This is a genomic window from Paraburkholderia sp. MM5477-R1 (genome assembly GCF_050436385.1).
Taxonomy (GTDB): domain Bacteria; phylum Pseudomonadota; class Gammaproteobacteria; order Burkholderiales; family Burkholderiaceae; genus Paraburkholderia; species Paraburkholderia tuberum.
Genome location: NZ_JBNDMC010000010.1, coordinates 1 through 22,035, shown reverse-complemented (window position 1 = coordinate 22,035; position 22,035 = coordinate 1). Strand labels below are relative to the sequence as shown.

Genomic DNA, 22,035 nt, shown 5'->3' with positions numbered 1-22,035 from the left:
CACGCCGCGCATTAGACCCTGGCCATGCGGACGACTGTCGCGCTGGCCGGAACTGTGTTCGAATGCTTTGGTCGGACGCTTGGACGAAGTTCTTGAACAACCCCTGCCGCGTATCGCCACGATGCGCTTCATGCAGGCGCGTGGCGTGCCTGGCCGCCGCCGGGCCGCGCGGTCGTGCATGACCGCGTGCCAAGCCACGCTAACAGGAGAGTCGATACCATGGTCACCAAGCATCCATTGCCGGGCAGCGAGCGAAAGGTCGCGCAGGGCACGACGGTCATCGGGCAATGCGATCCCGCCGAGCGGATCGAGGTCTTCGTGATGCTGCGCCGCCAGCAGCAGGCGCAGTTCGACGCCTTGATGAAACGCATCGAAGCCGGCGACGCGAGCGTGAAGCCGCTGTCGCGCGAGGCGCTCGCCCAGGACTACGGCGCCGCGCCCGATGACATCGCGAAGGTCCGCGCGTTCGCGGCCGCGCATGGGCTCACCGTCGCGCGCGAGGATCCGGCGGCGCGCTCGGTGCTGCTGAGCGGCACGATCGCGCAATTCCAGAGCGCGTTCGAGGTCAAGCTCGAGCTCTACCGGCATCACGCGGCCGGCCAGTTCCGTGGCCGCACCGGCACGATCAGCGTGCCGGACGATCTGCATGGCGTCGTGGAGGCGGTGCTCGGACTCGACAACCGGCCGCAGGCCCGTCCGCACTTTCGCATCCGGCCGCCGTTCGTGCCGGCGCGCGCCGGGCAGACGTCGTACTCGCCGCCGCAGATCGCCTCGCTCTACCAGTTTCCGCAAGGCGACGGCGGCGGTCAGTGCGTCGGCATCATCGAGCTCGGCGGCGGCTACAACACGTCGGACCTCAAGACCTATTTCTCGAGCCTCGGTGTAAGCGAGCCGACCGTGACCCCGGTCGGCGTCGATCAGGCTGGCAACGAGCCGAGCGGCGATCCGAACGGGCCGGACGGCGAGGTCACGCTCGACATCGAGATCGTCGGCGCCATCGTGCCGGGCGCGGCCATCGCCGTGTACTTCACGCAGAACAGCGACGCCGGCTTCATCGACGCGGTGAGCCGCGCGGTGCACGACACAACTAACAAGCCGTCGGTGATCTCGATCAGTTGGGGGGCGCCGGAATCAGTGTGGACCAGCCAGTCGATGCAGGCGCTCAACAGCGTACTGCAATCGGCGGCGGCGCTCGGCGTGACCATCTGCGCGGCCTCGGGCGACAGCGGGTCGAGCGACGGCTCGGGCGGCGGCGACGCGGTCGACTTCCCGGCGTCGAGCCCGTATGTGCTCGCCTGCGGCGGCACGCACCTGAGCTCGTCCGGTTCGGCGATCACGCGCGAGGTCGTGTGGAACGACGGCGAGCAGGGCGGGGCCAGCGGCGGCGGCGTGAGCAGCGCGTTTCCGGTGCCGGCGTGGCAGCAGGGTTTGTCGGCCACGGCGACGGGCGGCGGCAGCCAGCCGCTCGGCGGGCGCGGCGTGCCGGATGTCGCGGGCGATGCCTCGCCGTTGACCGGCTACGACGTGCTGGTCGACGGAATGCAAACGGTGGTGGGGGGCACCAGCGCGGTCGCGCCGCTGTGGGCGGCGCTGATCGCGCGCATCAACGCGGCGAAGGGACAGCCGGCCGGCTTCGTCAACGCTAAGCTGTACAAGGCGCCGGGCGTCTGCAACGACATCACGCAGGGCAACAACGGCAGCTTCGCGGCGTCGAAGGGGTGGGATGCCTGCACGGGACTGGGCAGCCCCAATGGCGGGAAGGTGGCGGGCGCACTATAGTCTGCAACACAGCGCATAACACAACAACGAGACGTAAGAACGAGGACGCATGGCAATTAAAACGAACCCTTGGAGCGATCATGACGAATACAGAATCAGCTTCCGGTAGCCAGCATTCGCCGCACAACACGCATGCCACGGCCTCGGCAGGCGCGTCCACCGCCACGAGCGCGCCGCACAAGGCCGGCGACCAGCCGCTCTTCGACCCGCTCGCCTATGGCAACGGCCCGGACGATTCGGTTACCGATACAGTCGAGACGGCCGCGATCACGCATCATTCGGTGACGATCGGCGGTCACAAGATCGACTACGCGGCGACCGCGGGCCATCTGGTGATCGTCGATCCGAGCAGCTCGCAACCGTCGGCGAGGATGTTCTACGTCGCGTTCACGCAGGACCATCAGAAGGAAGAAACGCGGCCGGTCACGTTTTTCTATAACGGCGGGCCAGGGTCGTCGTCGGTATTCGTGCTGCTCGGCTCGTTCGCGCCGCGCCGCATCAAGACGTCGATGCCGGGGTTCACGCCGCCTGCGCCTTATTCACTCGAAGACAATCCGGACAGTCTGCTCGACAAGAGCGACCTGGTGTTCATCAATCCGGTCGGCACCGGCTATTCGGCGGCGATTGCGCCGAAGAAGAATCGCGACTTCTGGGGCGTCGATCAGGACGCGGATTCGATCAAGCAGTTCATCAAGCGTTTCCTGACGAAGAACAACCGCTGGAATTCGCCGAAGTATCTATTCGGCGAGTCCTACGGCACGGCGCGTAGCTGCGTGCTCGCGTACCGGCTGCACGAGGATGGGGTCGATCTGAACGGCATTACGCTGCAATCGTCGATTCTCGATTACACGCAATCGGGCAATCCGGTCGGCGCGCTGCCCACGGCGGCCGCTGACGCGTGGTATCACAAGAAGCTCGGCGTCGCGCCGCGGCCGACCGATCTCGGCGCGTTCGCCGAGGAGGTCGCGCAGTTCGCGCGCACCGACTACCTGGCCGCGCTGCGCAAGTTCCCGACCACAGATTCCGCGACCACCGAAAAGCTCAGCGAATACACCGGCATCGACAAAACGACGCTGCTCGCGTGGAGCCTCGACATCGCGGGCTACGACAGCCGCGGCAATTCGCTGTTCCTGACCACGTTGCTGAAGTCGCAAGGCCTCGCGCTCGGCGCCTACGACGGCCGCGTGACCGCGATCGACACCGGCATCGCCGGCAAGATCGACCCGAACTCCGGCGGCAACGATCCGACGATGACCGCGGTCACCGGCGTCTACACGACGATGTGGAACGTCTATCTGAACGAGCAGTTGAAGTACACGTCGAACTCGTCGTTCACCGACCTCAACGATCAGGCGTTCAAGTACTGGGATTTCGGCCATATCGATCCAACCGGCGCGCAGAAGGGTCTCGACTCGACAGGCAACATCATTCTGTACACGGCCGGCGACCTTGCCGCCGTGATGGCGCTCAATCCCGACCTCAAGGTGCTGTCGGCGAATGGCTTTTTCGATTTCGTCACGCCGTTCTATCAGACCGTGCTCGATCTGCAGCAGATGCCGCTGGTCAGTCAGCAGGTGCGGCAGAACCTGTCGGCACGGTTCTATCCATCTGGGCATATGGTGTATCTCGATGGCGGTTCGCGCACCGCGCTGAAAGCCGACCTCGCAAAGATGTACGAAGAGACGGTGTCGAACGCGCAGGCGCTCGGGCGGATCCGCGCGTTGCAGGCACGGGTGGCGAAGTAGAGGCGGCGCGGCGTCCCCACTCATCGCGACGTCGCGCTGGGTTGGTCTGCGCCTGCTCGCGGCGGCTGCCGCGAGCAGGCAAACGCCGCGCCCTCATGTCCGGCTTTTGTACTCATCCATATTGAATGTGTTTTAATTGCCTTGCGAATTGAACTACCGCGTGCCGCCGCCGGCGCGCCGACGAATGAACGCAGGCATCGCAGACACCCATCGGCGCGGTCTTTCCCGCGACACGACCAGCAGCAATGACGCGGCCAACGCGCCGCGGCTCGGACGCACGCGCGTCCTTCGTCCGCGCGTGCGCATCACGCACCGTGCGCTGCTCGTCACCGTTGGCGCACTGCTCGCGCTGCGCATCGGAGATGCCGCCGCGCAACCGAGCGCCGTGCTCGACGAACGCGTGACCCAGCAGTCGATCGGCCAGACGATTTGCCGCCCCGGTTATGCGGAAACCGTCGCGCCGCCGTTCGACGAACTGATGGCGCACAAGGATCGCATGCTTGCCGCACGCGGCATCGATGCGGATGACGTCGCCGCGTTCGCGCTCGACCGGCGTGTGCCGATCATGCTCGGCGGATCGCCCGATGCGCCGGCCAATCTCGATCTATTGCCGTGGTCCGGCCCGCAGGGCGAGCGCCGCAAGGCACGCGCGGCGGCGCTGCTCAAGCGCTGCGTCTGCGAAGGCAAGCTGAGTCTCGCGCAGGCGCAAGCGGTGATCGTCGGCAACTGGTCGGCGGTGTATGCGGGCTTTGGCCAGGCGTCCTGCGACGTGAGCCGGCTCGAGTTCGCGACTCGCGACGACGATGGCGTCGACAGCGAAGACAGCCGACACGGCGACGCGCATGCCCGCCAGCGTTGAGCGCGCCGCGCGTCCGCACGCTTGCGCATTCCTCGCGGAACCACGGTTCGCTGCCCCTCACTTTTTTCGGAGAAACACGATGACCCATTCCCGTCTCGCCGCCGTCGCGCTGACGATCGGCTGCCTGAGCGGCAGCGCCGCCGCAGTTGCCGTCGCGCCCGCGCATTGCGCGCGCGCCAATGAGCTCGAGATTCGCGGCGACGTGCCCGCGGCGCTCAGCTTCGACGTGTATCGGCAACTGCGCCCGCTGGATGCGCAGCGAATCGCGCTGTTCGAGGCCGCTGGCGAAGTGAAGCGTCTGCCCGACGGCCTGCCGGTATGCCAGATCGCCGATGACGGCGTCGAGGATCCTTCCTCGGTGCTGGTCCGTCTGCCGCAAGGTAAGAATGCGTGGTGGGTGAGCGCGGCGAACGTGCAAGCGGCGGACTGATCGGCGCGATTTGGCGCGACCGATTCAGGTACAGTGCATCGACGGGGACGTTTCGCCATTGCCTACGACACTGCGTCACAGTGTGTTCGCTGTCGAAGCGGGCTATCCTGACAACAGGATGCAATTCGCACAGGAGATTTGAACGATGGCCTTCTACTTGTCATGGCTCGCTATGGGGTTAGCCGGCGCGACCGGCGTCGTCGCACTTCGCGCACTCGGCGCGACTCAGACGAAGCAGCGTGCCGCGCTGCGACCGGTGCGTATCGCAAGCGCTGACCGACGGACGGACCGCCAGGCGCGGCGAGGGTAGGCCGCATGAACCTGACCGTGCGCAATATCGCCGAATCGTGCAGCGAGCAGGACGTGCGGGAATTTCTGAAGCGCGAACTCGGCCGTTACGCGAAACACGTCGAGGTGGTGGACGCCGGCAAGCCCGGCGCCTACGCGACGATCGAACTCGACGCGAGCGTGCCGTATGTCGGCGACGTGATCGCGCGGCAGATTCACGGCAAGCAACTGGGTGGCCAGCCGCTCGAAGCGAGCGCCGATCTGTTCAGCGACGAACCGCCGCCCGAGCAGTAAGCGCCGCGGATGGTGCAGTAAGCTCTATTGTTTTCGAAGGCGGTGGACAGGCGCGACGACGCGCGCATGTCCACCGCCTTTATTCGTTTGAGAGCGCCGTTCGCGGCCGCATCATTGCCCATCCGGCGACGCCGGCCAATCGAACGGCGTATACGGCAGCGCCCGCTTGTGACGCGTCGCGTTGTAAAACTCCAGGACCACGTCACGCACGATATCGCTGACCGGCTTGCCTTCGAGAAAATCGTCGATCGCGTCGTATGGGATGCCATATGCGTCTTCGTCGGGACGAAGCGGCCGCAGCATCTCGAGGTCGGCGGTCGGCACCTTGTGCGCCAACGCGTCGGGCGCGCCGAGCGTATTCGCGACCGCACGCACGCGGCGCTTGCTGAGCCCGGCGAGCGGCAGCACGTCGGCGCCGCCGTCGCCGAACTTCGTGAAAAAGCCCATCACCGATTCGGCCGCGTGGTCCGTTCCGATCACGACGCCCGAGCGCGCGCCAGCCACCGCGTATTGCGCGATCATCCGCTGGCGCGCCTTGATATTGCCGTGCACGAAATCCCGCTGGGCTTCGTCCTTGAACGACACGCCGCTTTTATCGAGCGACTCGAGCATCGCATCGGCTGCGGGTTTGATATCGATAGTCAGATTTTCGTCGGCGCGAATGAAGCGTAATGCCTCGAGCGCATCCGCTTCATCGCGTTGTTTGCCGTAAGGCAGACGGACGGCGACGAAACTCGCGTCGTAATGGTTCGCCCGCAAACGCTCGACCGCGAGTTGCGCGAGACGCCCGGCCGTAGTCGAATCGACGCCGCCGCTAATGCCGAGCACATAAGTTCTCAGGTGGCTGTCGCGCAGATAGTTCGCCAGAAAATCGACCCGGCGCTCGATTTCGCGGCTTGCGTCGAATTCGGCGGCGACGTGCATTTCGGTCGCGATGCGGGCCTGGCGCGCGGCTGGATCGGATTGAGCCATGATCGTTGTTGTCCTCGCGAGAGAAAAAGCGATTGAAGTGGCTTGAAACAGATTGCAAGCAGGTTGAAAAACGGCGTGAGTATCGGCACGTGCCGCCGTCTTCTGTCTACCTTTCGTCGAACGAAATCGTATATTGCCTTTTGGGGTTTGATTTTCCGATGACCGATTTAATTGCGTATTAATTGCGTTTTCGCTGGCATGTCGATTGTCGAAAAATAGCCGATCATTTTTGAAGAGTTCGCAGGTTAGAAGGTATTTTCATCGACACGCCTCGCTTCGCTGAGTAACATCGGTCGTGCCGAACGCCGCAGGGACCCGGCGTGCGATCAATAATAATCATGTTTGCTCCAAGACGCGATGAGATACCCAGATCGGCCTGGCCAGCCTGGATTGAACCGCCTGAGGATTTGCGCGTGGGTTTGCGCAGCCGTCGTCTCGAGTGCCGGTGCGATGGCGGCGCCGGTTCATGCGGCGGCGCCCGGTAGCGCTCAGTCACCTGCATCCACGACATCAGCGGCGCATACGGTGAATCTGGTAAATCCGGGCAACGCATGGAATGGCGCGAGCCGGCCGTTGCCCACGATCGACGCCGCCACCATCGCCGCGCCCGACGCGGCTGGCGTCGTCGATCCGCGCCGCGCGTTCCTGCTGCGCGACGTATTCGCGCGGGACGTGACGCGCCGGCTCAGACTGCCCGTCGCGGCGCAGCGAGCGTACGCCGATCGTCTGGAGACGGCGCTCAATGAGAACGAGCTTGGCAATCTGTCGGGCGAGTACGTGGTGCTCGTCGATCGCAATGCGAACGTGCAGGCGCTCCTGATTTACTTCCGCCCGGCGCCCGCCGACAACTGGCAGATGATCGGCGCATCCCCGGTATCCACGGGACGGCCCGGCGAGTACGACCACTTCATCACGCCGCTCGGCGTGTTCGAACATACGCCCGACAACATGGATTTCCGCTCCGAGGGCACGCAGAACGAAAACCATATTCGCGGCTACGGACGGCGCGATATGCGCATCTTCGACCTCGGCTGGGCGCTGGGTGAACGCGGCTGGGGCAAGGGCGGCATGTCGCAGATGCGCTTCCAGATGCACGCGACCGACCCCGAGCGGCTCGAACCGCTGCTCGGCATTCGTCATTCGAAGGGCTGCGTGCGGATTCCCGCATCGCTGAACACGTTTCTCGATCGCTACGGGATTCTCGACGCAGCATATGCGCAGCTCGTCGATTCCGGCCAATCGCTGTGGGTGCTGAAAAGCGACCGGCAGATCATGCCGTGGGCGGGGCGTTTTATCGTCGTGGTCGATTCGCAGCGCAAGAGTCGGCCGGCGTGGTCGCCAGCACCGGGCGCGGTTGCGCGAGCGAAAATGCCCGCGCGCGCGGATACGGCCGACTGACGGGCGCTTGGTGGCAATACTGGCGCGGGGCGCCCCTCACGACCTCGCCAACAACACGCCAGCCAGCGCGACCGCAAATCCGGCGATCTGCACTGGCAGCAGCGTTTCGCCGAACCCCAGATAGCCTTCGAGCGCGGCAAGCGGCGGCGCAAGAAACAGCAGAGCAGTCGCGCGCGCCGCATCGCCGCGCCGGACCATCCAGACGAGCAACGTGACGCTGATGCCGGACAGCATCACGATGCCCCACGCGAGCGATGCCCACAGTGTCGGCGACGCGATCCAGCGATGCTCACCGAGCGCCAGCGCCAGCACCCCCGCGACGATCGCCGCGCCGACGTTCTGCACGGCGCTCGCGCTGCGAATATCGGCCTTCGCGAGCGAGGTCTTCTGGAACAGCGTGCCCGCCGTGATCGCCCCCACCGCGACGATCGATATCAGCACGACCAGCCACGCGGGTGCGTTGCCGTGCGTGGGCGGCGTCGCGGCAGCGAGCTTCGGCGCGAGCACCAGCACGACGCCGGCGAGGCCGAGCGCCATGCCGCTCCAGCCGCGCCGCGACAAGCGCTCGCCGAACAGCGGCGCGGCGACGGCGGCCGTCGCGAGCGGCTGCAGCGCGCCGAGCAGCGCCATCACGCCGGCGCTCAGACCTTGCGCGACGGCCCAGTAGCCGGCGCCGAGATAGACGCCTTGCAGCAGCGCGCCCGCGGCCAGGTGCTTGCCGAAGTCGCGTCCGGTCGGCCAGGCTGCGCGCGCGACCAGCGTGGCTAGCGCGAAGACCAGCGCGGTGCCGCCGAAGCGGGCAAGCAGAAACAGATTGGGATCGGCATAAGGCGTGATCGCGCGGGCGACCACGAAACCGGTCGACCACAGCACGACGAAGACGGCGGCAAGAAAGGAAGCGAGCATCGAGGCGGGAGGCGTGAAAAAGCCGCCATGTTGGCGGCACGGGCGGCGCGCGTCTTGTTCAAAGCTGCAACGCGCGCGCGGGACCGTCACCACGCGAGCAGCGTCATCCCCGCTCCGAGCACGCCGCCACAGACGACGCATGCCCACAGCAGCCAGCGCGTGCGCCGGTATTCGCGCGCGAGATCCGCGAGCAGTTGCGCGTTCTGCTGCGGGGTGCCGGTGCGATCGTGCTGCTGCAGATAGCGCACGGCCAGTTGCGGCACGCGCGGCAGCATATGCGCGAGATGCGGCAGCTCGTGTGACAGTCGCTTGAGCCAGCCCCGATGATCGAGATCGCGTCGCGCGATATCGGCGAGCACGCCGCGCGCGATGTTCCATGTATCGATGCCCGGATGCAGCGCCCGCGCGAGCATCTCCGCCTGCTGGAACGAGCGCTGCGCGGTCGCGAGCGCGCCCGGCACGTGGCCGTCGAACGGTTGCACGCCGTGCAGCAGATGGTGAAACAGCGAACCCGCCGAGCGATCCTCGGGCGCCGCCGCGAAGTGCGCTTCGGCGCGCGTGCGCAACTCGGCTTCGAGCAGCTCGGCGCGCGTGTCGTCCGGCACGTGGCCGGCCTCGCGATGCATGTCGGCGAGCCGCCCGTAGTCCTGGTCGAACAACGCGGTCGCGCCGTGCACGAAAAATTCGCGCTCGTCGCTCGACAGCGTCGCCATGATCGAGAACTCCGCGAGCACGAGGCGCCCGAGCGTGTCCGGCTCGATGCTGACGCGCACGCGGCGCGCATCGAGCGTCGCGTGGAAGAAGCCATGCTCGAATGCCTGCTCGGTGACGACCTCGACGATATGCGCGGCGAGCGGCGCCAGCTTGATGCCGTGCGCGTGCAGACCGGGCAGGTCGTTCGCGGACAGCGTGTTGACGCGCTGCATCGTCAGCGTGTGGTCGGTGCACAGCTCCCAAATCACGTCCGGCACGACGATGCGCTTGTCGCCGTCGAAATGGTGGCCGGTCTGGCTCAGATTCGCGGCTTCGGCGCGCAGGTCGAAGCGGCGCAGGATGTCGTCGGTGAAGGTTTGCGCGAGCGCGCGCAACTGCAGCCGGCGCGCGACGCGCGACAGCTTTTCGAGCCAGCGCGCGACCCAGCGCAACAAAGCGAGTTCATCGCCGATCTGTTGCAATTGCTGCGCGCGCACGAGCTTGACGGCGACTTCGTGATGACCTTTGAGCGGCATCGCGAGCCGCGCGAAATGGGTCTGCTCGGCGAAGCCGCTGCGTACCGGCACGAGGTCGACCGCGCCGAACAGCTCGCCGAGCGGCCGGCCGAACGCGCGAGTCAAAGCCAGCGCGGAGTCGTCCGGCGACAGCGGCACTTCCATGTGATCGATGGCGTCCAGCGCGTCATGCAGCGTGCCGCTCGCGAGCTCGGGGCGCCTGGCGAGCGTCTGCGCGAAGCGGCTCGCGAGCGGACCGAGCGCCGGCAGCAGACCATGCAACTGCGCGCCGCTGCGCTCCGACGCATGCACGCGGCCGATCAGTTCGATCATCCAGTGCAGCTTGTGGTCGGGCGGGGCGGCGAGCCAGATCAGGCGCGCGCCGTAACGCAGCGCATGGAACAGCAGCAGTAGACGGCGAAACAGTGGCGGCATCGGCGGTTCGGTTGACGGGCGAGGCGTTGTGCGCGGGACTCGGCCGGGCGGCGGCGTTGCGTTCGCCGCATGGCCGGCGAGTCCAGCCGTCAAGGTTAGCAGGTCGGCGCGATGGCTGGCGTGTTCGCGCGCAAGGGCGGCTCGATGCAAGCCGAGCGCGCCATGAACGCGCCCCCACGCCACCCTGAGCGCCACCTGCACGCCAGCACCGACGACGCTCAATACGCGTAATACAATACGGCGGCCTTCCTCAACCACGGCGAAACCCAAGCGTGCCGGCTTCCGGCCTTCTCAGATGCTCGCAGAACAACGTCATCAATACATCCTCGCGCAAGTCGCAAAGAACGGCGCGCTGTCGGTCGCCGAACTGGTGCGCGAACTGAACGTATCGCGCGAAACGATCCGTCGCGACCTCAACGCGCTGGCCGGCCGCGGCCTGCTCGTGACGACACACGGCGGCGCGTTGTCGAGCGATCGGCGCGAGCCCGATCTCGATACGCGCGAAGCCGAGAACGCCGGCGCGAAGCGTGCGATCGGCGAGCGCGCGGCCGAGTTCGTGCCGGACGGCGCGTCGCTGATCATCGATTCGGGCAGTACTACGCAGTCGGTCGCGCGGGCGCTGCTCGACCGGCATCGGCTGACGGTCTACACCAACGACTGGCGCATCGCTTTGCTGCTCGGCCGACGCAACGACAATCGCGTGACGCTGCTCGGCGGCGAGCTGTCCGATATCGAAGACGCTACCTTCGGCCTCGACACGGTTCAGCAGCTCACGCAGTACCACGCCGATTTCGCGTTCATTGGCGCGGGCGGAATTTCGCCGGACGGCTATCTCACCGACTACAGCCGCATGGCGGCCGAAGTACGCAGCCGCATGATCGCCGCGGCCGACATGGTGGTCGTCGTCGCCGATCATTCGAAATTCGGACGCGTGACGCCGGTGCGCATCAACGGGATCGAGTCGGCGCGGTATCTGGTCACCGAACTGGCGCCCGAGCGCGCGCTTGGCACGGCGATCACCGCGCATGGTCCGGAGATTCTGATCGCCTGAGACGGGCTGGCAGGGCGGTTCCCGCCGCGTTCGTACGCCGCTCGCGCTGAGCGACATTCCGCGCCCGCCAAAATCTAAATACAAAAAAGCCACCCGCCCCCTCCGCATTTTCCCGACGCACCGTGCATACATCGTCATTTTCGCCATGTACGATCCACACGGGATCGGCGCGCGGGGTCCGCTTTGGGGTGGCGCGACGAATTCCATCGGTTGGCGCGAGTTGGCAATTTGTGTCTTTTTTTGGAATTCGGCGCAATCGTCATGGCCTTGTCATCGAAACCTGTGATTCTTGCCGTGCCCGCTCAGGCGCGGCAGGCAGCGCGGGTGTGATAGGGGCTGTCAGTCAGGCTGGGCGAGAAGCGGCAAAGTTGTCGGCAATCTGCAATCCACGACAGACCGGCGCGGCAACCGCAGCGGGCAACACGCAAGCGGCGCGTGCCGCCGTTCAATCACTACAGGTATGGGTTATCCCGACCGTCTGGTTTTTAGCTTCGGAGAGAGCGACATGAAAAAGACGAATTCCCTTCACGCCGCGGCCGGCCTCGCGCGCAAACTGTTGCCGGCGCTGGTCGCCGCGGCCGCGTTCGGCGGTGCCGCGATGCAGGCTCATGCGGCCGACGCCGTCGTGCTGTACACGGCCGACGGCCTCGAAAATCTGTACAAGGATGTGCTGCCGGCCTTCGAAAAGAAGGAGGGCGTGAAGGTCAATATCGTCACGGCGGGTAGCGGCGAAGTCGTGAACCGCGCGACGATCGAGAAGGATCAGCCGAAGGCCGACGTGCTCGTCACCCTGCCGCCGTTCATTCAGCAGGCCGACCAGAGCGGCCTGCTGCAGGCGTACCAGAGCGCCAACTACAAGAACGTGCCGGCCATCGCGAAGGCGCCGAACGGCGCGTGGGCGACCTTCGTGAACAACTACTTCTCGTTCGCGATCAACCCCGAAGTCACGAAAACCGAGCCGAAGACGTTCGCGGACCTGCTGCACCCGGACTTCACCGGCAAGGTCGCGTATTCGAATCCGGCGACCGCCGGCGACGGCATGGCGGTGATCATCCTGACCTCGTCGCTGATGGGCGAAGACCAGGCGTTCGACTATCTGAAGAAGCTCGAACAGAGCGCCAAGTTCCACACCAAGGGCACGGGCTATCTCGACGTGCTGCTGTCGCGTAACGAGATCGCGGTCGCCAACGGCGATCTGCAGATGGATCTCGACGACGCGGCCAACGGCGGCCTGTCGCTGAAACCGGTGTTCCTCGCCGCCACGCCCGGCGGTCAGCCGACCACGTTCCAGCTGCCGTACGCGATCGCGCTGATCAAGAACGGTCCGAACCAGGCCGAGGGCAAGAAGCTGATCGACTATCTGATGTCGACGCAAGTGCAGTCGAAGGTGCCGGACATCTTCGGCATTCCGGGTCGCAGCGACGTGCCGCTCGCCGGCAAGAACGGCGAAGCGGTCAAGCAGGCGATCAGCGGCGTCAAGCTGATTCCGGTCGACTGGAACCACGTGATGGCGAAGAAGGCCGACTGGACCGCGCGCTGGAAGAGCGACGTGATCGGTTCGTCGGGCAAAGAGATCGAAGTGGTCAAGCCGAAGTAAGTCGATTCAGGCGGCGCTTCGCACGTAATGCGCGGCGCCGCATCAGCATTAATCCTGTTGGAGGACGACTCCGGTGAATACGGCCAGTCTCGCTCACCCCACTGCGCCTGGCGCTCCGCTGGATGCGCTCGACGCCGCGCGTTCGGACGCGCCGGGCGGCGTGCAGATCGATCACCTGACGGTGCGCTTCGGCGCGCGCACGGTGCTCGACGATCTGTCGTTGACCATCCGGCGCGGCGAGTTGCTCACCGTGCTCGGGCGCAGCGGCTGCGGCAAGACGACCTTGCTGCGCTTCATCGCGGGCTTCATCGAGGCCGACGGTCTGGCCGGCACGCTGACGGTGGCCGGCCGCGATCTGACGCACATGCCGCCGCACAAGCGCAACCTCGGACTGCTGTTCCAGAGCTACGCGCTGTTTCCGCATCTGACGGTATTCGAGAACGTCGCGTTCGGGTTGCGCGCGCGGCGTATTCCGGCGCGCGACGTCGCGCGCCGCGTCGCCGAGGTGCTGAAGCTCGTGCAGCTCGGCGATGCCGGTCACGTGATGCCCGCGCAACTGTCGGGCGGCATGCAGCAGCGCGTGGCGCTCGCCCGCGCGCTCGTGATCGAGCCCGACGTGCTGCTGCTCGACGAACCGCTGTCGGCGCTCGATGCCAATCTGCGCGCGTCGGTGCGCTCCGAACTGAAGGCGCTGCATGAACGCCTGCCGAATCTGACGATCGTCTGCGTGACGCACGATCAGGACGACGCGCTCGTGCTGTCCGACCGCACGCTGCTGATGCGCGATGGCCATATCGCGCAGCTCGGCACGCCGCAGCAGCTGTACGACTTGCCGGCCGACGGCTTCGTCGCGCGCTACCTCGGCGCGGCCAATCTGCTGCCGCCGCAGGTCGCGTTCGGCATGGACGACGCGCGCTACAACGAGCGCGAACGTGTCGCGTGTCTGCGTCCGGAGGCGCTGCGCATCGTGCCGCTCGGAGAGGGGCAGTTGCACGGCGCGATCGCGTCGGTCGAGTGGTACGGCGCGGCCTTGTCGGTATCGGTCGTGCTCGATGCGCTGCCGAACGACCCCGTGCTCGTCACGCTGCAGCGTGGTCTCGGCATGACGCCGGAGAAGGGCGCGCGTGTTTCCCTGCGTTACGAGGCTGGCGATGTCGTCCTTATCAAGCCCTGATACGTCCAACCCACTCGACCTTGCCGCGCAAGCCGAGGTCGAAGCCGCCGCCGCGCGCCGTCTCGCGAGCGCGGCGGCGCACGCGGCCGCCGTCAAGCGGCGCGAGCGCCTCGCGCAATGGCATCTGCTGTTCATTGCAGTCGTGGTGCTCGGACCGCTCGTCATCTATCCGCTGGTGCGGCTCGTGATGCTGAGTCTGACCGGCGCGCATGGCCTGTCTGGCCACGCGTACGTAACGTTCTTCGGTAACCCCGAAACGCGCGGCGTGATCGGCACCACGCTCGGCATCCTGTTCGCGAGCGCGAGCCTGGCGTCGCTGCTCGGCGTGGCGCTCGCGTCGCTGCTGTTCTTCAAGCCGTTTCCGGGCGCGCGCATGGTCACGCGCTTTCTCGAACTGTTCGTCGCGTTCCCGTCGTTTCTGGTCGCGTTCACGCTGATCTTTCTGTACGGCTCGCAAGGCTCGGTCAGCATCGGGCTGCAGCGGCTGTTCAATCTGCAGGCGCCGCCGCTCGATTTTCTGTTCGGCATCGGCGGCGTGATTCTCGCGGAAGTCGTGTTCTATACGCCGTTCGTCGTGCGTCCGACGTTGGCGTCGTTCGCGCTGCTCGACCAGCGACTGATCGAAGCCGCGCGCAGCCTCGGCGCGAACGGCCTGATGGTCGCGTTCAAGGTGATCCTGCCGCTCGCGTGGCCGGGCATCGCGGCCGGCACGATCCTGTGTTTTCTGCTGACGCTCAACGAGTTCGGCATTCTGCTGGTGCTCGGCAGCGCCCATCTGATCACGCTGCCGGTCGCGATCTACAGCGCCGCCACCGTCGATCTCGATCTGCCGACCGCCGCCGCCGGCGCGGTCGTGATGCTGCTGATGTCGTTGTCGTTGTACGCGTTGTACCGGCGCGTCAATCGTCGCAAGGTGAAAGGAGCCGGTCATGGCCGTTGAACTCGATCCGACCGTGCTGCCGGTCATGCACAAGAAGGGCCGGCCGGTGCGGCACAGCCTCGCGGTGCGACTGCTCGGCGGTCTGTTTCTCGGCTTTGCCGCGCTGCTGTGCTTCTGGCTGTTCGTGCTGCCGGTGTTGGTCGTCGCGCTATCGAGCGTCGCGTCGCACTGGTCCGGCACGATCCTGCCCGACGGCTTCAGCATGCGCTGGTTCGAGCGCCTCGGTTCGAGCGACTTCGACGCGCTGACCACCAGCCTCGAAGTCGGCATGGGCGTCGCGGTGCTCGGCACGATCCTCGGTTTGTGGCTCGCGCTCGCGCTCGAAGGACGCGACCGGCGCGGCCTCGGCGCCGTCATCGACACGATCGCGATGATGCCCAACGGCGTGCCGAGCGTCGTGCTCGGCCTTGCGGTGCTGATCGCGTATCACAAACGGCCGCTCGATCTGTCGAGCTCGGCGGCGATCGTGGTGTTCGTGCAGCTCGCGCTGGTACTGCCGTTCTGCTACCGCTGCGCGGCCGCCGCGCTGCGCCCGGAGGTGACCGTGTTGCGCGAAGCGGCCGCGAGCCTCGGAGCGCCGCCGTCGATGGTGCTGCGCCGCGTCGTGTTGCCGCAACTGGTGCCGGCGATACGCGCGAGTCTCGCGCTCGGCTTTGCGCTGTCGCTCGGCGAACTCGGCGCGACGCTGACCGTATATCCGCCAGGCTTCGCGACGGTGCCGATCGTCGTCGTCGGGCAGGTGGAACGCGGCTATTACCTGCCGGCTTCCGCGCTGTCGCTGATTCTGCTGCTGGTCTCGCTGGTCGCTCTGCTGCTGATCGCGGCGCGCGCTCCGCGGCGCCGGATCGACTGACCCGACTGAGCCCCGACTGAGCCGAGTGATCGGCGAGCGATTTCGTTGATCTGAAGCACGCGCGCGAACCGGTGAGCATCGATGTAGATGTGGCAAAAGTTGTCAAAATGACAGAATATATGCACTCTGCTTCCGTCGATCCGATCGAGGTCCTGCGCCGCCATTCGCTGACGACGCTGGTGCGCGACGAGATCGAGCGGCATATCGTCGGCGGCATGCTGGTGCCGGGCGACAAGCTCAACGAAGCCGACTGGGCGGCGCGATTGCAGGTGTCGCGCGGGCCGGTGCGGGAGGCGTTTCGCGCACTAGAGCAGGCGGGTCTGGTGCGCACCGAGAAGAATCGCGGCGTGTTCGTGCGGACGGTGTCGCTCGCGGAGGCGGACGAGATTTACGCGGTGCGCGCGGTGCTCGAAGAGGGGGCGTGCCGGATGCTCGCGTCGAGCATCGATGCGGGCAAGCTCGCGGTGCTGCGCGACTGGGTCGACGCGATGCGCGCGGCGCTCGCGTCGCACGATCACGATGCGTATGCGCGCGCGAACGTCGCGTTTCACGATGCGCTGGTCGCGGCGGCGGGCAACACGAAGTTGTACGACACGTATCGCAGGCTCGTCAGCGAGCTGAGCCTGTTTCGGTGTGCGGCGCTAGTCGTGCAGGCCGACGCGATGGCGCGCTCGCTCGCCGAGCATCGCGCGATTCTGACAGCGCTCGCGTCGCGCGATGCGGAGCAGGCCGCGCAGTTGATGCGCGCGCATGTGCAGGGCGGGTTGCAGCGCGCGCATGCGGCCTGCGAGGCGGCGGGCGATGCGGCGCACGAGCAGCGCCTCCCGGCAGGCGCGGGTGCGGCCGGCTCGCGCGGGCGATGACGGCGCGGCGATGAAGCCGAGGCAAGCGTACCGGCAAACGCCGCGGCAGCTTCGCCCCACGAACAGACAACCCGGCGATGAAGCTTTTGCAATGACAACCCCGGCAATGGAAAACCACGCGATGACACACCCCGAGCAACGCACGATCGAGGTCAACGGCCGGAGCTACCGGCTGCCTTCGCAACCGACGGTCGTCGTCTGTGTCGACGGCTGCGAGTTTGCGTACCTGGAAGCGGCGGTCGCGGCCGGCGTCGCGCCGTTCATCGGTTCGATGCTCGAGGGCTGCGCGGCGTTTCGCGGCGACTGCGTGATCCCGTCGTTCACGAACCCGAACAACCTGTCGATCGTGACCGGCGTATTGCCGTCCGTGCATGGCATCTGCGGCAACTTCTTCTGGGACACCCACGCGAACGACGGCGCGGGCGCGGCGGTGATGATGAACGATCCCGCCTACCTACGCGCGCCCACGCTGCTCGCGGCCGCCGCCGACGCGGGCGCCGCGGTCGCCGTCGTCACCGCGAAGGACAAACTGCGCGGGCTGCTCGGCGCGCAGTTGAAGGGCATCTGCTTTTCGGCGGAGAAAGCCGACGAGGTGACGCGCGAGGAAAACGGCATCGACGACGTGTTCGATCTGGTTGGCCTGCCATTGCCCGACGTGTATAGCGCGGGGTTGTCGGAATTCGTGTTCGCGGCCGGCGTGCGGCTCGCGCAGACACGCAAGCTGGACCTCATGTATCTGTCGACGACCGACTATATCCAGCACAAATGGGCGCCCGGCACCGAAGGCGCGAACGCGTTCTACGCGATGATGGACGGCTATCTCGCGAAGCTCGACGCGCTCGGCTGGGTGATCGGCCTCACCGCCGATCACGGCATGAACGCGAAGCACGATCCGCAAACCGGCGAGCCGAACGTGATCTATCTGCAGGACTTGCTCGACGACTGGCTCGACGCGTCGAGGGCGCGCGTGATTCTGCCGATCACCGATCCGTACGTCGTGCATCATGGCGCCCTGGGTTCGTTCGCGACGGTCTATTTGCCGCGCGAGGTCGATGCTGCGTCCGTGATTGCGCGGATCGGCCGCCTGCCGGGAATCGAAGTCGTGCTCGATCGACGCGCCGCGTGTGCGCGCTTCGGGCTGCCTGAGGATCGCATCGGCGATCTGGTCGTGATCGGCACGAAGCATGTGGTGCTCGGCACGCGGCGCGACGAGCACGACCTGTCCGGGCTCACCGTGCCGTTGCGCTCGCACGGCGGGATTTCCGAGCAGGAAGTGCCACTGCTGTTCAACCGGCGCGTTCAGCCATCAGCCACCGGCAGCGAAGGCAAACGGCTGCGCAATTTCGATATCTTCGACGTCGCGCTCAATCGCGTGTCGACATCATGAACACGGCGCCGCGGGACCATCCTGAGTTCCGCGCCGAAGCGCTGCGGCTGAGCGGCGAGCGCGCGACGCGCGCCCGGACGCTCGACGTGTTCGATCCTTATACCGGCATGCGCGTCGGCACGGTGCCCTTCGCCAGCATCGACGATGTGCGCGCCGCGTTCGACTACGCGCTCGCGTATCGGCCGACGCTGTCGCGCTACGAGCGTTCGCAGATTCTCGAGCGCGCGGCGGTGCTGCTGCGTGAGCGGATCGAACCGGCGTCGGATCTGATTTCGCTCGAGTCGGGTCTGTCGAAGCAGGACTCGCGCTACGAGATCGGCCGCGTCGCCGACGTGTTCCGCTTTGCCTCGTTCGAGGCGCGCGCCTGCGCCTCGGCAACGAGCGCCGCGGCGCGTTGTATGCGCAGACCGTGCTCGATAACGTCGATCCGTCGATGACACTCGTGCGCGAGGAAACCTTCGGGCCGGTATCGCCGGTCATCGCGTTCGACACGCTCGACGATGCGATTCGCATCAGCAACGGAACACCGTTCGGGCTGTCGTCGGGCGTGTGTACGAACCGGCAGGACGCGATCACGCGTTTCATTAATGAGCTGCGCGTGGGCACCGTCAACGTGTGGGAAGTGCCAGGCTATCGGATCGAGCTGACGCCGTTTGGCGGCATCAAGGATTCGGGGCTAGGCTACAAGGAAGGCGTTCAGGAAGCGATGAAGAGCTTTACCAATCTGAAGACGTTTTCATTACCTTGGGAGTAACAGGTGGCATTGAGTCTCGACGATATCCGTGTGCTCTTCGAGCGACACGGCAGCCTCGCGTATAGCGGCGAGCCGGTGACGCAGCTCGAGCACGCGTTGCAGAGCGGCGCGCTCGCCGAGGCGGAAGGCGCGAGCGACGAACTCGTCGCCGCGGCGTTCTTGCACGACCTCGGCCATCTGCTGAACCTGCAAGGGGAGACGCCGACGGAACGGGGTGTCGACGATCTGCATCAGTATTTCGCCTTGCCGTTTTTGCGGCCGGTGTTGTCGGATGCGGTGCTGGAGCCGATTCGTCTGCACGTCGACGCGAAGCGCTGCCTGTGCGCGATCGACGCCACCTATTTTGGCCAACTGTCCGCCGACTCGGTGCGCAGCTTGCAATTGCAGGGCGGGGTCTTCAGCAGGGAAGAGGCGCAGGCGTTTATGCAGAAACCGTACGCCGAAGACGCGATGCGTTTGCGCCGATGGGACGATCGCGCGAAAGAGAAGGATCGCGCGACGCCGGGGATTGACCATTATCTGGCCGTGGTCGAACGGGCGATGCGCGCGCATGCGACTGCGTGAGTCGAGGTGTTTTGGGTCGCGCTAGGTTGCGCGCCGAGCGGTCAAAATATCGCTTGCAAGTCCCGATGTCGGCGACTAGAATTCCGCTCTTTCGCGCTCCGGACGCCGGGGTGCGGAGAAGCGGGAAGCCTTTGATGGCGTGGGCTTCGGCGGCGTGGGCAGGTTAGGCGAGTGATAAAAACCTGTTGACGATCCGACGGAAGTTCTCCATAATCTCGCTTCTCTGCTGCAGACGCAGCGACGCAAACGAAGCGGTGCCGGGTAGTGGTGGTTCAGGCGCGGCGGGTTTGGCGGACCGATCTTTAAAAACTAACAGTCGATAAGTGTGGGCGCTTGATGCGGAATGCGGCGGCGGATTCTCCGGAGTCTGCTGTCAGGCAGAAGTATCAGAAGCCTCACACAGTATTGGAGGAAGGTTTGTCTGTCGAAAGACGGATCAATCATCGTCAGTACGTTGAGTGAGCGACCGGGTTCGAGAGAGCCCGAACACAGTAACAGGTTTGAACTGAAGAGTTTGATCCTGGCTCAGATTGAACGCTGGCGGCATGCCTTACACATGCAAGTCGAACGGCAGCACGGACTTCGGTCTGGTGGCGAGTGGCGAACGGGTGAGTAATACATCGGAACGTGTCCTGGAGTGGGGGATAGCCCGGCGAAAGCCGGATTAATACCGCATACGCTCGGGAGAGGAAAGCGGGGGATCTTTCGGGACCTCGCGCTGCAGGGGCGGCCGATGGCAGATTAGGTAGTTGGTGGGGTAAAGGCCTACCAAGCCGACGATCTGTAGCTGGTCTGAGAGGACGACCAGCCACACTGGGACTGAGACACGGCCCAGACTCCTACGGGAGGCAGCAGTGGGGAATTTTGGACAATGGGCGCAAGCCTGATCCAGCAATGCCGCGTGTGTGAAGAAGGCCTTCGGGTTGTAAAGCACTTTTGTCCGGAAAGAAAACCTCGTGGCTAATATCCGTGAGGGATGACGGTACCGGAAGAATAAGCACCGGCTAACTACGTGCCAGCAGCCGCGGTAATACGTAGGGTGCGAGCGTTAATCGGAATTACTGGGCGTAAAGCGTGCGCAGGCGGTGCTGTAAGACCGATGTGAAATCCCCGGGCTTAACCTGGGAACTGCATTGGTGACTGCAGCGCTGGAGTATGGCAGAGGGGGGTGGAATTCCACGTGTAGCAGTGAAATGCGTAGAGATGTGGAGGAACACCGATGGCGAAGGCAGCCCCCTGGGCCAATACTGACGCTCATGCACGAAAGCGTGGGGAGCAAACAGGATTAGATACCCTGGTAGTCCACGCCCTAAACGATGTCAACTGGTTGTCGGGCCTTCATTGGCTTGGTAACGTAGCTAACGCGTGAAGTTGACCGCCTGGGGAGTACGGTCGCAAGATTAAAACTCAAAGGAATTGACGGGGACCCGCACAAGCGGTGGATGATGTGGATTAATTCGATGCAACGCGAAAAACCTTACCTACCCTTGACATGTATGGAATCCTGCCGAGAGGCGGGAGTGCCCGAAAGGGAGCCATAACACAGGTGCTGCATGGCTGTCGTCAGCTCGTGTCGTGAGATGTTGGGTTAAGTCCCGCAACGAGCGCAACCCTTGTCCCTAGTTGCTACGCAAGAGCACTCCAGGGAGACTGCCGGTGACAAACCGGAGGAAGGTGGGGATGACGTCAAGTCCTCATGGCCCTTATGGGTAGGGCTTCACACGTCATACAATGGTCGGAACAGAGGGTTGCCAAGCCGCGAGGTGGAGCCAATCCCAGAAAACCGATCGTAGTCCGGATCGCACTCTGCAACTCGGGTGCGTGAAGCTGGAATCGCTAGTAATCGCGGATCAGCATGCCGCGGTGAATACGTTCCCGGGTCTTGTACACACCGCCCGTCACACCATGGGAGTGGGTTTTACCAGAAGTGGCTAGTCTAACCGCAAGGAGGACGGTCACCACGGTAGGATTCATGACTGGGGTGAAGTCGTAACAAGGTAGCCGTATCGGAAGGTGCGGCTGGATCACCTCCTTTCCAGAGCTGTGCATTCATTGCACTCAAGTGCTCACGCTTATCGGCTGTGGTTAGAAGAAACGCAGACAGGCTCAGGGGTCTGTAGCTCAGCCGGTTAGAGCACCGTCTTGATAAGGCGGGGGTCGATGGTTCGAATCCATCCAGACCCACCACGGTCTTGTCTGGTGAGCTGAAGGGCTGGGGCCGCTGGACTATCTGTGGGACTGGGGGATTAGCTCAGCTGGGAGAGCACCTGCTTTGCAAGCAGGGGGTCGTCGGTTCGATCCCGTCATCCTCCACCAATCCTCAATGCGCAGGGTTCTGCATGAAGGCAGAGCGTTGCGCATTGGCGATTGAGCCAGTCAGAGCGGTATGAGGCACAGGCTTCATACCGGCTGCCGTTCTTTAACAATCAGGAAGAAGTAGTAAAGAGATTCACGAAAGCATACCTGGAGATGGGTGTGTGAGTAGGTGAATCAGGGTTGTGATTGTATCGATGTATTTTAAAGGTGATCGAGAGATCG

The 22,035-nt window shown here is 65.0% G+C and carries 17 protein-coding genes, 2 tRNA genes, 1 rRNA gene and 1 pseudogene; 18 read left to right on the top strand and 3 right to left on the bottom strand.

Annotated features, from left to right (window positions below; translation table 11 throughout):
• Positions 1 to 219: 219 nt before the first annotated feature.
• The 5 genes from OKW35_RS43905 to OKW35_RS43885 all read left to right on the top strand — a co-directional run bounded on the left by OKW35_RS43905 (position 220) and on the right by OKW35_RS43885 (position 5,395).
• On the top strand, positions 220 to 1,779 hold the full coding sequence (locus tag OKW35_RS43905) for a S53 family peptidase (protein WP_429555314.1): 1,560 nt from the start codon (positions 220 to 222) through the stop codon (positions 1,777 to 1,779).
• Positions 1,780 to 1,859: 80 nt separating this feature from the next.
• Entirely contained in the window at positions 1,860 to 3,524 is a 1,665-nt protein-coding gene (locus OKW35_RS43900; RefSeq protein ID WP_429555313.1) for a S10 family peptidase, read from the top strand.
• 184 nt (positions 3,525 to 3,708) lie between these two features.
• Positions 3,709 to 4,383: a hypothetical protein gene (locus tag OKW35_RS43895; protein WP_429555312.1), complete on the top strand. Its 675-nt coding sequence runs from the start codon at positions 3,709 to 3,711 to the stop codon at positions 4,381 to 4,383.
• 79 nt (positions 4,384 to 4,462) lie between these two features.
• Positions 4,463 to 4,813: a hypothetical protein gene (locus tag OKW35_RS43890; protein WP_429555311.1), complete on the top strand. Its 351-nt coding sequence runs from the start codon at positions 4,463 to 4,465 to the stop codon at positions 4,811 to 4,813.
• A gap of 315 nt (positions 4,814 to 5,128) precedes the next feature.
• Positions 5,129 to 5,395, top strand: a complete 267-nt coding sequence (locus OKW35_RS43885; RefSeq protein WP_184054915.1) for an RNA-binding protein — start codon at positions 5,129 to 5,131, stop codon at positions 5,393 to 5,395.
• Between the two features lie 111 nt (positions 5,396 to 5,506).
• Here the strand turns inward: OKW35_RS43885 and nadE are convergent, their stop codons facing one another.
• Positions 5,507 to 6,367, bottom strand: a complete 861-nt coding sequence (nadE, locus tag OKW35_RS43880; protein ID WP_429555310.1) for an ammonia-dependent NAD(+) synthetase — start codon at positions 6,365 to 6,367, stop codon at positions 5,507 to 5,509.
• A 450-nt stretch (positions 6,368 to 6,817) separates the two neighbouring features.
• On the opposite strand from nadE, the gene OKW35_RS43875 reads away from it, so the two are divergent.
• Positions 6,818 to 7,765 (top strand): L,D-transpeptidase, encoded by a 948-nt coding sequence (locus OKW35_RS43875; RefSeq protein WP_429555309.1) that lies wholly within the window; start codon positions 6,818 to 6,820, stop codon positions 7,763 to 7,765.
• 36 nt (positions 7,766 to 7,801) lie between these two features.
• Here OKW35_RS43875 and OKW35_RS43870 read toward each other — a convergent pair whose 3' ends face one another.
• Together OKW35_RS43870 and OKW35_RS43865 are read right to left on the bottom strand one after the other, a co-directional pair.
• The gene (locus OKW35_RS43870) at positions 7,802 to 8,671 is read right to left on the bottom strand and encodes a DMT family transporter (protein WP_184068103.1); all 870 of its coding nucleotides are present in this window, start codon (positions 8,669 to 8,671) and stop codon (positions 7,802 to 7,804) included.
• An 86-nt stretch (positions 8,672 to 8,757) separates the two neighbouring features.
• Positions 8,758 to 10,314 carry an ABC1 kinase family protein gene (locus OKW35_RS43865; protein ID WP_429555308.1) on the bottom strand — a complete coding sequence of 519 codons (1,557 nt, stop codon included), beginning with the start codon at positions 10,312 to 10,314 and terminating at the stop codon, positions 8,758 to 8,760.
• Between the two features lie 295 nt (positions 10,315 to 10,609).
• On the opposite strand from OKW35_RS43865, the gene OKW35_RS43860 reads away from it, so the two are divergent.
• The 12 genes and pseudogenes from OKW35_RS43860 (at position 10,610) to OKW35_RS43805 (ending at position 21,813) form a co-directional block, all read left to right on the top strand.
• Positions 10,610 to 11,365, top strand: a complete 756-nt coding sequence (locus OKW35_RS43860; protein ID WP_184068108.1) for a DeoR/GlpR family DNA-binding transcription regulator — start codon at positions 10,610 to 10,612, stop codon at positions 11,363 to 11,365.
• A gap of 505 nt (positions 11,366 to 11,870) precedes the next feature.
• The gene (gene phnS / locus OKW35_RS43855) at positions 11,871 to 12,962 is read left to right on the top strand and encodes a 2-aminoethylphosphonate ABC transporter substrate-binding protein (protein WP_429353931.1); all 1,092 of its coding nucleotides are present in this window, start codon (positions 11,871 to 11,873) and stop codon (positions 12,960 to 12,962) included.
• A gap of 73 nt (positions 12,963 to 13,035) precedes the next feature.
• Complete coding sequence (gene phnT / locus OKW35_RS43850; RefSeq protein ID WP_429555307.1) at positions 13,036 to 14,136, top strand: 2-aminoethylphosphonate ABC transport system ATP-binding subunit PhnT; 1,101 nt, start codon at positions 13,036 to 13,038, stop codon at positions 14,134 to 14,136.
• Positions 14,114 to 15,076, top strand: coding sequence for a 2-aminoethylphosphonate ABC transporter permease subunit (locus OKW35_RS43845; protein WP_184068117.1), 963 nt, complete (start codon positions 14,114 to 14,116; stop codon positions 15,074 to 15,076). The genes phnT and OKW35_RS43845 overlap by 23 nt, the downstream gene beginning before the upstream one ends.
• Positions 15,066 to 15,929, top strand: coding sequence for a 2-aminoethylphosphonate ABC transport system, membrane component PhnV (gene phnV, locus OKW35_RS43840; RefSeq protein WP_187613138.1), 864 nt, complete (start codon positions 15,066 to 15,068; stop codon positions 15,927 to 15,929). The genes OKW35_RS43845 and phnV overlap by 11 nt, the downstream gene beginning before the upstream one ends.
• A 107-nt stretch (positions 15,930 to 16,036) precedes the next feature.
• Positions 16,037 to 16,792 carry a phosphonate utilization associated transcriptional regulator gene (locus OKW35_RS43835; RefSeq protein WP_184068122.1) on the top strand — a complete coding sequence of 252 codons (756 nt, stop codon included), beginning with the start codon at positions 16,037 to 16,039 and terminating at the stop codon, positions 16,790 to 16,792.
• A gap of 106 nt (positions 16,793 to 16,898) precedes the next feature.
• Positions 16,899 to 18,179: a phosphonoacetate hydrolase gene (phnA, locus tag OKW35_RS43830; RefSeq protein WP_429555871.1), complete on the top strand. Its 1,281-nt coding sequence runs from the start codon at positions 16,899 to 16,901 to the stop codon at positions 18,177 to 18,179.
• Positions 18,176 to 18,933 (top strand): annotated as a pseudogene (locus OKW35_RS43825) (aldehyde dehydrogenase family protein). The gene phnA and the pseudogene OKW35_RS43825 overlap by 4 nt, the downstream one beginning before the upstream one ends.
• 3 nt (positions 18,934 to 18,936) lie before the next feature.
• Complete coding sequence (locus OKW35_RS43820; RefSeq protein ID WP_184054891.1) at positions 18,937 to 19,497, top strand: phosphonate degradation HD-domain oxygenase; 561 nt, start codon at positions 18,937 to 18,939, stop codon at positions 19,495 to 19,497.
• Positions 19,498 to 19,999: 502 nt separating this feature from the next.
• A 16S ribosomal RNA gene (locus OKW35_RS43815) occupies positions 20,000 to 21,532 on the top strand.
• 75 nt (positions 21,533 to 21,607) lie between these two features.
• Positions 21,608 to 21,684, top strand: a tRNA-Ile gene (locus tag OKW35_RS43810).
• 53 nt (positions 21,685 to 21,737) lie between these two features.
• Positions 21,738 to 21,813: transfer RNA gene (locus tag OKW35_RS43805), tRNA-Ala, on the top strand.
• Positions 21,814 to 22,035 lie beyond the last annotated feature (222 nt).

Coding starts and splice junctions, on each gene's coding strand:
- OKW35_RS43890 (WP_429555311.1), top strand. CDS start 4,463: ATGACCCATTCCCGTCTCGCCGCCGTCGCGCTGACGATCGGCTGCCTG.
- phnA (WP_429555871.1), top strand. CDS start 16,899: ATGGAAAACCACGCGATGACACACCCCGAGCAACGCACGATCGAGGTC.
- OKW35_RS43895 (WP_429555312.1), top strand. CDS start 3,709: ATGAACGCAGGCATCGCAGACACCCATCGGCGCGGTCTTTCCCGCGAC.
- OKW35_RS43905 (WP_429555314.1), top strand. CDS start 220: ATGGTCACCAAGCATCCATTGCCGGGCAGCGAGCGAAAGGTCGCGCAG.
- OKW35_RS43845 (WP_184068117.1), top strand. CDS start 14,114: ATGTCGTCCTTATCAAGCCCTGATACGTCCAACCCACTCGACCTTGCC.
- OKW35_RS43860 (WP_184068108.1), top strand. CDS start 10,610: ATGCTCGCAGAACAACGTCATCAATACATCCTCGCGCAAGTCGCAAAG.
- OKW35_RS43885 (WP_184054915.1), top strand. CDS start 5,129: ATGAACCTGACCGTGCGCAATATCGCCGAATCGTGCAGCGAGCAGGAC.
- phnS (WP_429353931.1), top strand. CDS start 11,871: ATGAAAAAGACGAATTCCCTTCACGCCGCGGCCGGCCTCGCGCGCAAA.
- nadE (WP_429555310.1), bottom strand. CDS start 6,367: ATGGCTCAATCCGATCCAGCCGCGCGCCAGGCCCGCATCGCGACCGAA.
- OKW35_RS43870 (WP_184068103.1), bottom strand. CDS start 8,671: ATGCTCGCTTCCTTTCTTGCCGCCGTCTTCGTCGTGCTGTGGTCGACC.
- phnV (WP_187613138.1), top strand. CDS start 15,066: ATGGCCGTTGAACTCGATCCGACCGTGCTGCCGGTCATGCACAAGAAG.
- OKW35_RS43900 (WP_429555313.1), top strand. CDS start 1,860: ATGACGAATACAGAATCAGCTTCCGGTAGCCAGCATTCGCCGCACAAC.
- OKW35_RS43835 (WP_184068122.1), top strand. CDS start 16,037: ATGACAGAATATATGCACTCTGCTTCCGTCGATCCGATCGAGGTCCTG.
- OKW35_RS43875 (WP_429555309.1), top strand. CDS start 6,818: ATGGCGGCGCCGGTTCATGCGGCGGCGCCCGGTAGCGCTCAGTCACCT.
- OKW35_RS43865 (WP_429555308.1), bottom strand. CDS start 10,314: ATGCCGCCACTGTTTCGCCGTCTACTGCTGCTGTTCCATGCGCTGCGT.